Origin of the sequence: Gloeomargarita sp. SKYB120 (assembly GCA_025062155.1) — a bacterium.
In the GTDB taxonomy this organism is placed as follows: Bacteria; Cyanobacteriota; Cyanobacteriia; order Gloeomargaritales; family Gloeomargaritaceae; genus Gloeomargarita.
The window spans coordinates 33,127-47,657 of the sequence record JANXAM010000019.1 but is presented as its reverse complement, the minus strand read 5'-3'; the positions used below and the strand labels follow the sequence as shown (position 1 = coordinate 47,657).

General features: G+C 57.3%; 9 protein-coding genes, 2 pseudogenes and 1 CRISPR repeat array. Of the genes and pseudogenes, 4 read left to right on the top strand and 7 right to left on the bottom strand.

Features of this window, described 5'->3' with window-relative positions:
• A partial coding sequence (gene gyrA, locus NZ705_08115; GenBank protein ID MCS7292919.1) for a DNA gyrase subunit A occupies window positions 1–2,260 on the bottom strand: 2,260 nt, incomplete at its 3' end.
• A 239-nt stretch (window positions 2,261–2,499) separates the two neighbouring features.
• On the opposite strand from gyrA, the pseudogene NZ705_08110 reads away from it, so the two are divergent.
• Window positions 2,500–2,925: pseudogene (locus NZ705_08110) on the top strand (cofactor assembly of complex C subunit B).
• Between the two features lie 13 nt (window positions 2,926–2,938).
• Here the strand turns inward: NZ705_08110 and egtC are convergent.
• The 3 genes from egtC to thrC form a co-directional block, all read right to left on the bottom strand.
• A complete protein-coding gene (gene egtC / locus NZ705_08105) occupies window positions 2,939–3,763 on the bottom strand; it encodes an ergothioneine biosynthesis protein EgtC (protein ID MCS7292918.1) in 825 nt (274 codons plus the stop codon).
• 71 nt (window positions 3,764–3,834) lie between these two features.
• Complete coding sequence (locus NZ705_08100; GenBank protein MCS7292917.1) at window positions 3,835–5,568, bottom strand: ABC transporter ATP-binding protein/permease; 1,734 nt, start codon at window positions 5,566–5,568, stop codon at window positions 3,835–3,837.
• 290 nt (window positions 5,569–5,858) lie between these two features.
• On the bottom strand, window positions 5,859–7,148 hold the full coding sequence (gene thrC, locus NZ705_08095; GenBank protein ID MCS7292916.1) for a threonine synthase: 1,290 nt from the start codon (window positions 7,146–7,148) through the stop codon (window positions 5,859–5,861).
• 180 nt (window positions 7,149–7,328) lie between these two features.
• On the opposite strand from thrC, the gene pds reads away from it, so the two are divergent.
• The 3 genes and pseudogenes from pds to NZ705_08080 all read left to right on the top strand — a co-directional run bounded on the left by pds (window position 7,329) and on the right by NZ705_08080 (window position 11,258).
• Window positions 7,329–8,738: a 15-cis-phytoene desaturase gene (pds, locus tag NZ705_08090; protein MCS7292915.1), complete on the top strand. Its 1,410-nt coding sequence runs from the start codon at window positions 7,329–7,331 to the stop codon at window positions 8,736–8,738.
• Between the two features lie 5 nt (window positions 8,739–8,743).
• Entirely contained in the window at window positions 8,744–9,649 is a 906-nt protein-coding gene (locus tag NZ705_08085; GenBank protein ID MCS7292914.1) for a phytoene synthase, read from the top strand.
• A 531-nt stretch (window positions 9,650–10,180) separates the two neighbouring features.
• Window positions 10,181–10,440: direct repeats of the CRISPR family, unit length 36 nt; unit sequence GTTTCCAATTTATAGATTTCCCCAGCGAGTGGGGAC.
• A gap of 272 nt (window positions 10,441–10,712) precedes the next feature.
• Window positions 10,713–11,258: pseudogene (locus tag NZ705_08080) on the top strand (Uma2 family endonuclease).
• Here NZ705_08080 and NZ705_08075 read toward each other — a convergent pair.
• Genes NZ705_08075 through sufC form a run of 3 tightly spaced genes read right to left on the bottom strand, consistent with a single transcriptional unit; the run spans window position 11,239 to window position 14,529 of the window.
• Window positions 11,239–12,498: a SufS family cysteine desulfurase gene (locus tag NZ705_08075; GenBank protein ID MCS7292913.1), complete on the bottom strand. Its 1,260-nt coding sequence runs from the start codon at window positions 12,496–12,498 to the stop codon at window positions 11,239–11,241. The pseudogene NZ705_08080 and the gene NZ705_08075 overlap by 20 nt on opposite strands.
• On the bottom strand, window positions 12,495–13,748 hold the full coding sequence (gene sufD, locus NZ705_08070) for a Fe-S cluster assembly protein SufD (GenBank protein MCS7292912.1): 1,254 nt from the start codon (window positions 13,746–13,748) through the stop codon (window positions 12,495–12,497). Before sufD ends, NZ705_08075 begins: the two co-directional genes overlap by 4 nt.
• Window positions 13,738–14,529 (bottom strand): Fe-S cluster assembly ATPase SufC, encoded by a 792-nt coding sequence (gene sufC / locus NZ705_08065; protein ID MCS7292911.1) that lies wholly within the window; start codon window positions 14,527–14,529, stop codon window positions 13,738–13,740. Before sufC ends, sufD begins: the two co-directional genes overlap by 11 nt.
• Window positions 14,530–14,531: the final 2 nt, after the last annotated feature.

Here is a 14,531-nt window from a genome sequence, read left to right as displayed (position 1 = left end):
CTTTGCGAAACTTGGTGGACGTAATCCCCATCCCACCCCGGTTTTGCAAACGGAACTCATGCGTGGCGACTCGTTTCCCGTAGCCGTTGCGCGTCACCACCAGGACATCCCGCGAGTCATTAGGCGTGATAATGTCCATCCCCACCAGTTGATCGCCCTCGCGCAACTCCATTGCCCGCACGCCCCGCGTCGCACGTCCCAAGGGTCGGAGCTGTTGATGGTCCACCGCAAACCGGATAGCCATCCCCCGTTGCGACCCAATCAGGATACTGTCCGTGGCTTTCGCCAGGCGCACCCACCCCAGGTGGTCTCCTTCCTCCAAACTAATGGCAATTAACCCGTTGGCGCGAATGTTACTAAAGGCCGATAACACCGTTTTCTTGATATAGCCCCTGCGCGTGAGCATGACAATATATTCATCCTCGCCGAAGGTGCTTACCGGCAGGATAGAAGTGATTTTTTCTTCCAAGGGAATCGGCAACAGTTGCACCAACGGAACGCCACGGGCTGTGCGCGAACCCAACGGAATTTGATACGCCCGCAAGTCGTACACAATCCCCCGGTCGCTGAAAAAGAGAATGTGGTCGTGCGCATGGGCCGAGCAGAACAACGCCACCGCATCATCCGGTTTCATCGTAGCGCCGGCTTTGCCCCGCGTTGCCCGGCTCTGGCGACTGAAATTATCTACCGCCATGCGCTTGATATACCCCTGTTGCGTGACCAGAATGATGCAGGGTTCGTTGGCAATCAAATCAATGTCTTCTAATTCACCAGACGAACTGGGAATGATTTCCGTCCGGCGGGGCGTCGCGTAGGTGGCTTTGAGTTCTTGCAACTCCTGAATCATGATTTCTAACCGCCGTTCTCGCCGCGCCAGAATGTCTTGTAAATCAGCAATTTTCGCGGTCAATTCCTCATGTTCCTGGTGAATTTTTTCACTTTCGAGTGCGGTCAACCGGCGGATTTGCATCTCCAAAATGGCGTTGGCCTGATTGGCGGTCAATTCGTAAACCGTCATCAATTGTTGCCGCGCCACGTCCGTATTTTCCGCTTCCCGGATGAGACTAATAATGTTATCAATGTTGCCCAAGGCCACGAGTAACCCCTGCACAATTTCATTCCGTTCTTGGGCCTTGCGCAGGTAATAACGGGTGCGGCGCTGGATGGTTTCTTCTCGAAAGGCCAAAAAGACCTGCAAGCATTGTTTCAGGCTCAACAATTGCGGCTCCCGGTCGACTAGCGCCAGGATGTTAGCCCCGAAATTCACCTGCAAGGGCGTCTGTTTGTAGAGATTGTTGAGCACCACTTGGGGCAGGGCTTCCCGCTTGAGTTCAATCACCACCCGCATCCCGTCCCGGTCGCTCTCGTCCCGGATATCACTGATGCCTTCGATCACCTTTTCGTTAACCAGTTCGGCCACCCGTTCGATAAACGCCGCCTTGTTCACCTGGAACGGCAACTGGGTGATGATGATAGCGTCTTTTTCCGCTCGCCCTGGCGCACTGACCGTCTCCACACGTGCCACCCCCCGCAAGGTCATGGACCCCCGCCCGGTTTGATACATCTCTTGGATGCCGTCGGTGCCCAAAATTTGCCCGCCGGTGGGGAAATCCGGGCCAGGAATGTAGCGCTGCAAATCCAGGTCGCTCAAGTCGGGATTTTGAATCAGCGCCACCAGACCGTCCACCAATTCACCCAGGTTGTGGGGGGGGATATTGGTCGCCATCCCTACGGCAATTCCCGCCGCCCCGTTGAGCAACAGTTGGGGCAACCGCGCCGGTAACACCGTGGGTTCCTGCTCTGAACCGTCGAAATTGGGGACAAAATCCACCGTGTCGGCTTCGATGTCGGCTAGCAGCACATCCCGTGTCAAGGCCCGCAACCGGCATTCAGTGTAGCGCATCGCCGCCGGGGGGTCGTCGTCCACGGAACCAAAATTGCCATGCCCGTCAATCAAGGGCTCCCGCATGGAAAAGTCTTGGGCCATGCGCACCAGGGCGTCGTAAACCGCCTGATCCCCGTGGGGATGGTATTTCCCGAGCACTTCCCCCACCACGCGCGCGCACTTTTTGTAGGGGGCGTTGGGCTGCAACCCCAAATCGTGCATCGCATACAAAATTCGCCGGTGAACGGGTTTGAGACCATCGCGCGCATCCGGCAACGCCCGCCCCACAATCACACTCATGGCGTACTCCAAATAGGAGCGGGACATTTCGTTGCTTAAATCCGTCTGAATAGTGCGCGCTTGGGCGGTTGTCATAGGCAGTTACGGGTACGCACAACGGTCAATTGCCTTACTTATTCTAGCTGAAATGGACCCCCTATGAAGGCGGTGACGGCGATGATTGTCCGACGCAAAAACCTTGTTTTAGAAGCCACTTTAACTAATGGAATAACGGCGCAACAATTGACTTTTTTCAGGGGGCTTTTCCCAGGACGCGATGGTGCCATTTTTAACCGTGATAGAATCGGTAGCAGTCTAATCCATCCCCGTCTCTTATGGCCAATCTCGCCCTTGTGTCCACTGGCTTACTCACTGGGCTGTTGGCAGTGGGACTGATTTTTTTTGTACGGGCGGCAGTCAAAGACCGGACGCAGACCCAAGTGATGGCCCCAGCGGAGATAACCAGTGCCATGCATCAATTGGGGTTATATTTGCAACGGCGCGGTTATTGGCCAGTGACAGGTGCAACTGGTAACGATACTCAGGTTTGGCAAGGACAGGTGCGTCCAAGTGTGTTTCTCGCGCTGCTGTTGTCACTGCTGGTGGGCCTGAGCGGTCTCTGTCTGGGGCTGGTGCTGGTCAGCTTGAAGCCCGAGTGGGGTCTAAAACCGCTGGGTCTGCTACTGCTGGCGCCGGTGGCTGGGGTGTTTTACTGGCGGGGAGCCAATCGCGTCGAAACGGTGACCGTGCGTTGCCAGGACAACCGTTTGGTCATTACCGCCCAGCGACCGGAACTGGAACGCCTGCGGCGCTACCTGTCCACACCTGCACCTGACCCGTCGCCGTCACCTGCAGCACCGACCCCGGTGGACAGGCCACCCACCGCTCATCAGTAAACAGCGGTTCCGATGCGATCACCACGCCGGGGTAATCGGGGTGACCGGTCAGGTAATACAGGCTGGGGGCAGGACTCCCGTGGGCAAGGCGCGACGCCAACAACTGCTCCCCATCGCTCAGGATAAAGTTAAAGGTCACGTCCACTTGGGGGGCTAGGTCGAGCAAGCTCTGGAAACTGTCGTACAAGGCCCGGCGCAAGTCCCCTGTTTGTTTGTAGTGGTGCAGTATCCAGGCAAACAGATGCTCGGAATCGGTCAGCCCCTGGATGGCGAGATAATCTTCGTCGGTCAATTGCTGACGCAAGGGTCGGTACAGGATTTGGCGGAAGTTGACAACGCGACCGTTATGCACCGCGCTGAGTACCCCCTGCACAAACGGCTGGCAATTGCTGTAGTCCACCGCCAAGCCCGGCGTCGCACTGCGCACATACCCCAGCACACACCCACTGATGACGTACTCGCACAGGTGGGGCAGGTTCAGGTCATTCCAGATGGGCAGGATGTTTTTGTAGGTAAAAGGCTGGGGCCGCAACCGCTGGTCATACCATCCCAACCCAAACCCGTCCCCGTTGAGCAAACCCGCCGTCATTTCCTTGGGCGCGTAGCCTTGAACCAACAGCGAGTGGGGCGGCGATAACACTAAACGGTGTAACGGAATGGGTTCTCCCAGATAGGCAATCAAACGGCACATGGTTCGGTGCAATGGACTCCCCCAAATTCCCCCCCGACGCCTGGCAACCGGACTTTTACCTTAACAAAATTTTAACCAAGCGGCTAGACGGAACTATCGGGAAATTGCTGGCTGTAGAACTGGGCATAGCGGCCTCCTTGACGGAGCAGTTCCTCATGCGTGCCCGTCTCGATGATCTGTCCCTGCTCCAGCACCACGATCCGGTCGGCGCGTCGTGCGGTGGACAACCGGTGGGCAATGATGAGCACCGTTCGGTTTTGCATCAACCGCTCCAGCGCCTCCTGCACCAGCGCTTCCGATTCTGCATCCAGGGCGGATGTCGCCTCATCCAGAATCAAAATTTTGGGGTCGAGCAACACCGCCCGGGCAATCGCAATCCGTTGCCGCTGGCCCCCCGAGAGATTCACACCCCGCTCCCCCACCCACGTGTGATAGCCCTGGGGCAGGCGGGTGATGAATTCATGGGCATTGGCCACCCGTGCCGCCCATTCCACCTGCGCCAACTCCCAGTCCGTCCGTCCCAGGGCAATGTTTTGGGCCACCGTCCCGGAAAACAACAGCGTGTCCTGGGGAACGATGCCGATTTGCCGCCGCAAGCTCGCCAGCGTCACCGTGCGAATGTCCACCCCGTCAATCAAAATCCGGCCCGCCTGGGGGTCAAAAAACCGGGGCAATAGATGCACCAGCGTGCTTTTGCCGGCGCCTGACGGTCCCACCAGCGCCACCGTCTCCCCCGGCCAAATCCGCAGCTCCACTTCCCGCAACACCGGTCGCTCCGGCGTGTAACCAAATGTTACTCGCTGATACTCCACCTTGCCGGTGATGGGCGGTAGGGGTCGCGCCGTTGGGGATTCCTGCACCTGGGGCTGCAAGCGCAACAACTCCCACACCCGTTCCACCGACGCTTGCCCTTGCTTGTATTCGTTGTAGTTGCTCGTGGTAATCGTAATCGGGTCAAACAGCAGGGCCACCGCCGCCGCAAAGGCCACAAATTCCCCCGCCGTTAACCACTGTTGCTGGATTTGCCAGCTCCCCAACCAGAACAGGAACCAGACGCTCATCGCCTCGAGAAACCCCACCACCGGAAATTGCACCGCCTTGAGCCGTTCAGCGCCCAACCGTGCCCGCCGATTCCGTTCCGCCGCTTGCACAAACCGCTGCAACTCGTAGTCTTCAGCAGCAAACGCCTGCACCACCCGCATCCCGGCAAACACCTCCGTCAACAGCGCCGCAATATCCGCCACTTTGGCCTGACTGCGCTGGGACAGCCACAACAACCGTCGCCCAAACCAGCCAATCAGCAGGGTCATCAAGGGCGCTACGACCACCGTCGCCAGGGTCAACAGCCAGTTCAGCCAGAGCATATAGGCCAGCACCGCCAGCAATTGCAACACCGACGGGAGAAATTGATGGAATAATTTATGCACCATTTCCCCCACCCGGTCCACGTCCTCCGTCAACCGGTAGCTCAAATCCCCCGTGCGGGCCTGCTCAAAAAATGTGATGTCCAGCGTTTGTAAATGCCGGTACACCTGACAGCGCAAATCCATCGTTACCCGCAGGGCCACATCCGCCATCAACGCATCCTGGCCGTACTGGCATAACCCCCGCACCAGAAAAAACACCATCACCAGCCCGCCCATACGGGTAATTGCAGGCACATCGCCGCTTCCCACCATCGGCGCCAACATCCCCGCCAAATGCGCCAGCGCCGGCATGGACAAGACAAATCCTGCTGTACACACCAGCGCCTGCACCAATCGCCATCGGTAGGGGTACAGGTAGGGGAAAATGCGCCGCAGGGAAGTCGCCACCATAGGATTTACCCTACCATCAAACATAAAAAAGCACCGCACCTTCCCAGGCCGGCACTTCCCAAAACCATTCATCCCTTATTGCGATACGCCCGGATAATCCCGTCGGTCAGGTAAGCCCCTGCGTCATTTGGCTTGACTATCTTTACGCTAAACGTTGCACTCAACTGCAAGGTCAAGCCATTTCTCGATAAAAATTTCTAATGATTTTGTAGTGCGCAAAAGTTCGGAAAAATCGTGGCCGCAAGGAATTGACAACTGTAAATTCACTAGATTTTTGCGGGCTTTTTCCCCTAGACCAACACCTGTTGCCACTCCAGACGTTCTAGGGTTTGCGAGCGTTCCCATGCCCGCGCAAAACTGCTCAAGGTTGGTTCAATCGTCAACGGTTCGCCAATGACCCCCTGCACCGCCTCTTGGGTTTTCAAGCCATTGCCTGTGATATAAACAACCGTCAGGGCATCGGGGTGAATATAACCAGCTTGGGCCAACTTTTGCAACACCGCCACCGTCGTTCCCCCTGCTGTTTCCGTGAAAATGCCTTCCGTTTCCGCCAGTAACTGGATACCGGCGACGATTTCCGCATCGCTGGCCGCCGCAATTTGTCCGCCGGTTTTGCGAGCCACCTCTAGCGCGTACACTCCATCCGCCGGATTCCCAATGGCAATCGACTTGGCAATCGTATGGGGTTTCACCGGCGCGATGAAATCCCGACCGGCGGCAAAGGCCTCGGCAATCGGGGCGCACCCCTGGGCCTGAGCACCATGGCACTGCACCGGCTTGTCTTCCACCAATCCCACTTGCACCAGTTCCCGGAACCCCTTGTAGATTTTGGTGTACAGGGACCCGCTCGCCAGGGGCACGACGATGCAATCCGGCAGTTGCCACCCCAATTGTTCGGCCACCTCAAACCCCAGCGTCTTCGAGCCTTCCGAGTAATAGGGGCGGAGATTGATATTCACAAAGCCCCAGCCCTGGCTGTTGGCCACTTCGGAGCAAAGCCGATTCACCTGGTCGTAATTTCCCTTGACCGCCATCACCGTCGGGCGATAGATGAGCGTTCCTAGGATTTTCCCCGCCTCCAGGTCCGCTGGGATGAACACACAGCAGTCCAAGCCCGCATGGGCCGCAATCGCCGCCGTGGCATTCGCCAAATTGCCCGTGCTGGCGCAGCCCACCGTTGTAAAGCCCAATTCCTTGGCGCGCGTCAAGGCCACTGACACCACCCGGTCTTTGAAGCTCAAGGTGGGCATGTTCACTGCGTCGTTTTTGATCCACAGGTTGCGCAGCCCCAACCGCCGCCCCAACCGCTGCGCCCGGATCAACGGCGTCATCCCCGTCCCTAAATCAATCGGCTCTTCGCTCTCGACGGGCAAAAACGCCCGGTAGCGCCACATCGAGTGCGGCCCCTGGGCAATGGTCTTACGGGTCACCTGCGCCCGGATGGCCTCCAGGTCATACTGCACCTCCAGCGGCCCAAAGCACAACTCGCACACGTGCATCGCCGCCAAGGGATACTGCGCCCCACACTCTTTGCACTGCAAGTGGGAAAATGTCGCCGCCGGAGTCGAAGTCGCCACCATACGCACCAGGGGAGTTAGGACATGGTGCCTATCGTAACAAAGCCCCCGACCCCTGTCAAATCATATCCGACTAAAAAAGTCTGGATTGAAATCCAGGGAGTGGCCCGCGGACGTTAAAGAATTGTTACAGTTGGTTCAGATTGCTTATATTATTGGGGAAGGGAAACGTAGGGGTCGGCTATGCGAGTTGCGATTGCAGGTGCGGGGTTGGCGGGATTGGCGTGCGGCAAGTATTTGGTGGATGCCGGGCACCAGCCAGTGATTTACGAAAGCCGGGACGTGCTAGGAGGACTCGTAGCCGCCTGGCGGGATGAAGAGGGAGACTGGTACGAGACAGGGTTACATGCGTTTTTTGGCGCCTACCCCAACATGCTGCAATTGCTGGCGGAATTGGGCATCAGCGACCGGTTGCAGTGGAAAGAACACACTTTGATTTTCAACCAGCCGGAAAAGCCAGGGGTCTTATCCCGGTTTGATGTGCCGGATATTCCTGCGCCGTTCCACGTCATTTTGGCCATCTTGCGCAACAATGACATGCTCACCTGGGAGCAAAAAATTCGCTTTGCCCTGGGACTGACGCCGGCGATGATTCGGGGACAAAAGTATGTGGAAGCGATGGATAAATATACGTTGCTTGAGTGGTTGCGGCGGCAGGGCATTGATGAGCGGGTCAACAGCGATATTTTTGTGGCGGCGTCCAAGGCGCTGACGTTTCTCAATCCTGATGAGGTGTCGGCGACCATTCCCCTAACGGCTTTAAACCGCTTTTTGCAGGAGCGCTACGGGTCGAAGATTGCCTTTTTGGACGGGTCGCCGACGGAGCGGTTGTGCCAGCCGATTGTGGACTACATCACGGCGCGGGGCGGGGAAGTCCATCTGCTGTCGCCGTTGAAAGAGTTCTTGCTCCATCCCGATGGCACGGTGGCGGGGCTGGTGATTCGCGGACTCAACGGCCGGAGCGATTACGTGGTGAAAGCGGATGCCTACGTGTCGGCGATGTCGGTGGATGCCCTGAAGGCGCTGTTGCCGCCAGCGTGGAAGTCCATCCCCTTTTTCCAGAAGTTAGAGGGTCTGGAAGGGGTGCCGGTGATTAACATTCATCTTTGGTTTGACCGGAAAATTTGTCAGGTAGACCATCTCCTGTTTTCCCGTTCGCCGGTGCTGAGCGTCTATGCCGATATGAGCAATACCTGCCGGGCCTACAGCGACCCCCATCGCTCCATGCTGGAGTTGGTGTTGGCGCCGGCGCAGGCGTGGATTGACCGTTCGGACGAAGAAATCTTGGATGTGACGATGGCGGAATTGCGCAAGCTGTTCCCGCAGCAGTTGACGGGGGACAACCCCGCGCGACTCCGTAAATATAAGATTGTCAAAACGCCCCGTTCGGTGTATAAGGCGATTCCAGGTCGGCAACAGTATCGCCCCAGTCAGGTGACGCCGATTGCCAATTTCTTTTTAGCGGGTAGTTACACCATGCAGCGGTATTTGGGGAGTATGGAAGGGGCAGTGTTGTCGGGGAAATTGGCGGCGCAGGCGGTTGCAGCTTACTTGTCCCAGACAGCGCCAACGACTCCCGTGGCAGTGGCGTGAGAACGATGACGGCGACGGCGTCTCCCCCCTTGGAACTCCAACCCAAAGCGGTGGCGCGAGCCTACGCCGAGTGTGAGCGGCTGACGGCGACCTACGCCAAGACCTTCTATCTGGGGACGTTGTTGATGGCACCCGCCAAACGCCGGGCCGTGTGGGCGGTGTATGCCTGGTGTCGGCGCACGGATGAACTGGTGGATGGCCCCCAGGGCAGCACGACGTCGCTCAGCACCTTGCAGGCATGGGAGCAACAACTCGAGCGCACCTTCGCCGGTCAACCCCAGGATATTTATGACTTGGCCCTGTATGCGGCGACGCGGGAGTTTCCCTTGGACATTCAGCCGTTTCGGGATATGATTGCGGGGCAACGGATGGATTTGTGCCAGCGCCGTTACGCCACGTTTGCCGAGCTAGAGACCTATTGCTACCGTGTGGCGGGGACGGTGGGATTGATGTCGCTGGCGATCATGGGCACGCCCCACCGGGACGAGTCGGTGCGCCAGGCCGCAATTGCCCTGGGAATTGCCAACCAGTTGACCAATATCCTGCGGGATGTGGGGGAAGATTTGCAGCGGGGTCGGATTTATTTGCCGCTGGAAGATTTGACGGCTTTTAGCTACACGGTGAAGGAACTCAAAAACGGGGTGATCAACGGGGCGTGGCGGCGGTTGATGCAGTTTCAGATTGAACGCGCGCGGGCTTATTTTCGGCAAGCAGAACCGGGGGTAAATCAACTCTGCGCGGATGCCCGTTGGCCAGTGTGGACGGCGCTGCTCAATTACCGGCGGATTTTGGACCAAATCGAGCGCAACGATTACGATGTATTTAACCGGCGGGCTTATGTCTCTTTGCCGGGGAAATTGTCAGCGTTACCGGGGGCGTTATGGCGTTCGTTTTGGGGGGGATGGTCATGACCTCTATCGTTTTTCAGGTGCCGGCAGACATTACGTTTGAACAGGCGATTGCCCAGACGCAAACGCTTATCGAAGCCCGTACGAAAGGGGAGATCGATGCTCAACAATTTGCCCAGGGAGTGCAGGCGCTGGTGCAGAGCGAAAACGGCGCGCGGGGCTTTTTCGTGACCTATTTAACGCTGGATGAACCCTGGGCAGACCAACCGGATGAACCGCTGGTGCAAGCACTCGCCACGTCACCGGCGATTGTCAGCGAACTATTGGTCAAAAACCTGGTGATGTCCACCGCGATGGGAATCACGCACCGGCGCAACGGCGACCTGGAGATGGCAAAGGGGTCCGACCGGGTGCAACGGCGAACCCAACAGTTGCTTGAGCGGTTGAAGCTACCGGAAGTACCTCCCAAAGCCCGGGAAATGGCGCGAAATGCAGCAGGGGAAACAGGAACTTACAGTGATTTTCTCCAGCGCTGGGGTTACGACGCCGAACAGCGCCAGGCCATTCAGCAGGTATTGCAGCCTTGGGTGAATTAATTTCCTAATTTCCATTTCCCCAGCGAGTGGGGACCCTTCCGGGTGACAAAAGAGCAACTAATGAAATCTTTAGAGTTTCCAATTTATAGATTTCCCCAGCGAGTGGGGACTCCGTATGGAGAATCTAACCATCGGTATCGAGTACACGTTTCCAATTTATAGATTTCCCCAGCGAGTGGGGACTTTCGCCCTCAAAGGGGGGTGTCCAGAAAGGTTCCAGTCGTTTCCAATTTATAGATTTCCCCAGCGAGTGGGGACAGTCTTTATTAAAACCCAGATGAGACGGGACTTGCAAGACCCATTTGCGAACGATTCGAGATTTGTACTGCTTTTGTACTTTGCAACACCCCTAAAAATCGCCTGAAACCCCGATGGGGAGCCACATCGAACGATTCGACGAAAATACGGCCTTTTTCGGCTCTGGCGGAATCGTTCGCATACACATTTCTTTACATTGCCCGCTCTGGCCCCAGTACAATGAAAAAAAGTTGCATCGCCGAATCCGCGACTCAAGACATGACAGGATGTCTATGACTGCGAGTGAGCTGGTCCGCCACCGGTTCAGCGTTGACCAGTACCACCGCATGATTTTTCAGCCCGATGTCCGGCTCGAATTGATTCGCGGCGACATTGTGGTCAGGTCTCCCATCAGTTACCGTCACGCGGCAGCCGTAGAACGCATCGCCTATTTGTTGATCAGTTCCCTTGGCCGCCAAGCCTAGTGCCGCACCCAAAACCCCATCACTTTGAGCGATTCTGAACCCCAGCCTGATATTGCCGTCGTCCGCTGGCGGGATGATTTCTATGGGACTGGTCATCCCACGCTGCCAGACATTTACTGGTTGGTTGAAGTTGCCGATAGCGGTATTGCCTACGACCAGCAGGTAAAAGTGCCCCTGTACCTGGACGCAGGTATCCCAGAAGTTTGGCTGGTTCATCTGGAAGCTCAACGTGTGGAAGTCTATCGCCAGGGGACTGAACCAATCATTGTCTATTGCGGGCAATTTTTGTCGTCTTTAACCTTTCCTGACCTCGTGTTCTCTGCAGATGACCTGCTTAATCCCCCAGTGCATTGATTCCTTGGAAAAAGTCCACCGCTTCCTTCACCACGGCAATAAACCGGTCAATTTCTGCAGGGGTGTTGTAGAAATACAAGCTAGCGCGGGCGCTGGCTGAGATATTCAGGTAACGATGCAGGGGTTGCGTGCAATGGTGACCCGCACGAATGGCAATTCCTGCTTCGTCTAACAGGGTGGACAGGTCGTGGGGATGCACATCCGCCAGGGTAAACGCCACTAGACCAGCCCGGTGCGGCGGTGGGGGACCAAACAGGCGAATCCCCGGAATTCCCTGCAATTGTTGCCATAGATAACTCACTAGCTCCTGTTCGTAGGCGTGGATATTTTCTAGCCCTAAATGCTGCAGATAGTCCACCGCCGCCCCTAACGCGATGGCTTCGGCAATCGCTGGCGTCCCAGCTTCAAATTTGTGGGGTAAATCGGCATAGGTGCTGTATTCGTAAAACACCTCGCTGATCATCTCCCCACCCCCCAAAAACGGTGGCATTTGCCGCAACAGGTCCGCCTTGCCGTAGAGAAAACCAGCGCCTGTTGGCCCGCACATTTTGTGCCCTGATGCCACCAGCCAGTCACAATCCAGCGCCTGCACATCCACCGGCATGTGGGGCACCGCCTGACAGGCATCTAGCAGCACCTTGGCTCCCCAATGATGCGCCAGCCGGATGATGTCCGCCACCGGATTCACGCACCCCAGCATGTTGGAAACATAGGCGCAGGCGACCAGCTTGGTGCGGTCCGATAGCAACGATTGGTAATGCTCCAGGTCAAAGGTCTCCTGCGGCGTTAGCCTCACAAAGCGCAAGGTCGCTCCCGTCCGCTGGGCTACCCATTGCCAGGGCACCAGGTTGCTGTGGTGTTCCATCACCGTCAGGACAATTTCATCCCCCGCTTGCAACTGGCTCATCCCCCAGCTATAGGCCACTAGGTTAATCGCCTCGGTCGCATTGCGAGTAAATACGATGGTCTCTGGGGCCGGCGCGTGGATCAAACGGGCGCATTTGGCGCGGGCTTCTTCGTAGGCTTGGGTGGCCCGGTTGCTCAAGGTATGCACGCCCCGGTGGACATTAGCGTTGTCGCACTCGTAGTAATGCTGCAAGCATTCCAGGACCTGGCGGGGCTTTTGGGACGTGGCCGCGTTGTCGAAGTAAATCAAAGGATGGCCGTTTACTTCTTGATGCAGGATGGGGAAATCGGCCCGCGTTGCTTGCCCTAACAAACGTCGGGTGGTCGTGGTCATAGGCGCTCCTCGGTACCAATCAATTGACGCATCAAAGCTTGACACTGTTGGCGCAGGGTAGGGAAGGGAATTTCTTGCAATAACTCCTGGGCAAAGCCATCCACTAGCAATAATCGCGCCGCTTGCCGATCCAGCCCCCGGCTTTGTAAATAAAACAAGGCGTCGGGGTCGAGATCGCTCACTGTGGCGCCGTGGGTGCATTTGACGTTATCCGCTTGGATTTCCAACTGGGGCCGCGTATCCACCCGCGCTTTGGGTGAGAGCAACAAATTCAAATTCAATTGCCCGGCATCCGTTAACTGGGCAGCAGCCGCAACCCGGATGTTCCCGTGAAACACCGCCTGTCCTTGGTGCGCCACCACACACTTGTGCAATTGCCGGCTGGTGCCCTGGGGATGGTCGTGGACAATGCGGCTGTGCATATCGCTGTGCTGGCGTCCGCCCACCAAACTCAAACCCCGCAGGACCGTCGTCGCCCCTGGCCCTTCCTGGTAAATGGACGGTTCACACCGGCTCCAAAACGCTCCGGCGCTGACGACGCGCAAGGTGTAGTGACTGTCGCGCGCTTGGTGTACCGCCATGCGCAACAGGTGAGCCGATTCCCAGGACTCCCGCTGGATCAGGTAATGGGTCAACTGGCTCCCTGGCCCCAGAAAAATCTCGCTCACCCCGTTGGTCCAAGTCGCACCAGCGCTGGCGTAATCCTCCACCCACGTCAACCGCGCGCCGGCTTCCACCATCAACACCCAACGCGGGCAAACCAACACCGGCGTCGTTTCCGCCCGACTGTAATGCAGCCCATGCACCGGTTCCGTGACCTCGCCTTTGGCTCGCACCACCAGCACTTGGGATACCGCCGCCTGATTCAACGCTGTCAACCCGTCCGCTGGCAAGCCCGCCCCCAGGCGTTCCCGTTCCGCCGCTGTCAAATCCTTCCACTCACCGAGCGTCACCCCCGCTGGCAACATGGTGTGGTCCACCACCTGGCCATTGATGCGCCACACCCGCGCCGGCAACTCCGGCAGCAACTCCAGCGTGACCGCTTCTCGGCCCACCGCCATCGCCAAGCGCCAGTCTTTATCCAATACTGGTTGCAGGTCAGTGGCCCGCCAGGCTTCCCGGTCTACGCTAGGCCAGTCAGGAGCTTGCACCTGCGCCAGTACCTGGTCCCGCCACGCCAGAAAATCAGACGCTCCCTTGTCGTCCCGCCCCGCCAGCAGCGCCAGGCCCCGACCGGTTTCAGTCCCCATCTCCAGCCTCGCGCAACCAGTCATACCCCCGCGCTTCCAACTCCTGCGCCAACTCCGGCCCACCAGTGCACACGATCCGTCCCCCCTCCATCACATGCACGTAGTGGGGGGTAATGTAGTTCAACAGGCGTTGATAGTGGGTAATCAAAATCACACTGTTGTGGGGATGAATCAACTGGTTAATGCCATTGGCGACAATCCGCAGTGCGTCAATATCCAGCCCGGAATCCGTCTCGTCCAAAATGGCCAAGTCCGGTTCTAACAGAGCCATTTGCAAAATCTCATTGCGTTTTTTCTCACCGCCGGAGAACCCCTCATTCACACTGCGCGATAGAAAAGCGCTATCCATCTGCACCACTTTCAGCTTTTCTTGGATGAAATCGTCAAAATCCAGGGGGTCCAACTCCGGCAGCCCCCGCGCTTGGCGACGCCGGTTGCAAGCTAGACGTAAAAATTCGGCGTTGGTCACGCCCGGAATTTCGATGGGGTATTGGAATCCCAAAAACAAGCCCAAATGCGCCCGTTCCTCCGGTGCTAGCTCCAGTAAATTTTGCCCGCGATACCAGACCTCTCCCCCCGTCACCGTGTAATCCGGATGACCCGCCAACACCTTGGCCAGGGTACTTTTTCCTGACCCATTTGGCCCCATAATTGCGTGAACTTCCCCCGGCTTAACCGTCAAATTCACCCCTTTGAGAATGGGCGTCCCTTCAATTTCGGCGGTTAAATCGCGAATCGTTAATAGCGCCTGCGTAGCAATTTCAGGTGTGGCAACCGTCATTT

What these genes read in the sequence shown, in the direction of transcription:
- pds (MCS7292915.1), top strand. Translation starts at nt 7,329, where the DNA reads ATGCGAGTTGCGATTGCAGGTGCGGGGTTGGCGGGATTGGCGTGCGGC.
- thrC (MCS7292916.1), bottom strand. Translation starts at nt 7,148, where the DNA reads ATGGTGGCGACTTCGACTCCGGCGGCGACATTTTCCCACTTGCAGTGC.
- sufC (MCS7292911.1), bottom strand. Translation starts at nt 14,529, where the DNA reads ATGACGGTTGCCACACCTGAAATTGCTACGCAGGCGCTATTAACGATT.
- NZ705_08085 (MCS7292914.1), top strand. Translation starts at nt 8,744, where the DNA reads ATGACGGCGACGGCGTCTCCCCCCTTGGAACTCCAACCCAAAGCGGTG.
- NZ705_08075 (MCS7292913.1), bottom strand. Translation starts at nt 12,498, where the DNA reads ATGACCACGACCACCCGACGTTTGTTAGGGCAAGCAACGCGGGCCGAT.
- NZ705_08100 (MCS7292917.1), bottom strand. Translation starts at nt 5,568, where the DNA reads ATGGTGGCGACTTCCCTGCGGCGCATTTTCCCCTACCTGTACCCCTAC.
- sufD (MCS7292912.1), bottom strand. Translation starts at nt 13,748, where the DNA reads ATGGGGACTGAAACCGGTCGGGGCCTGGCGCTGCTGGCGGGGCGGGAC.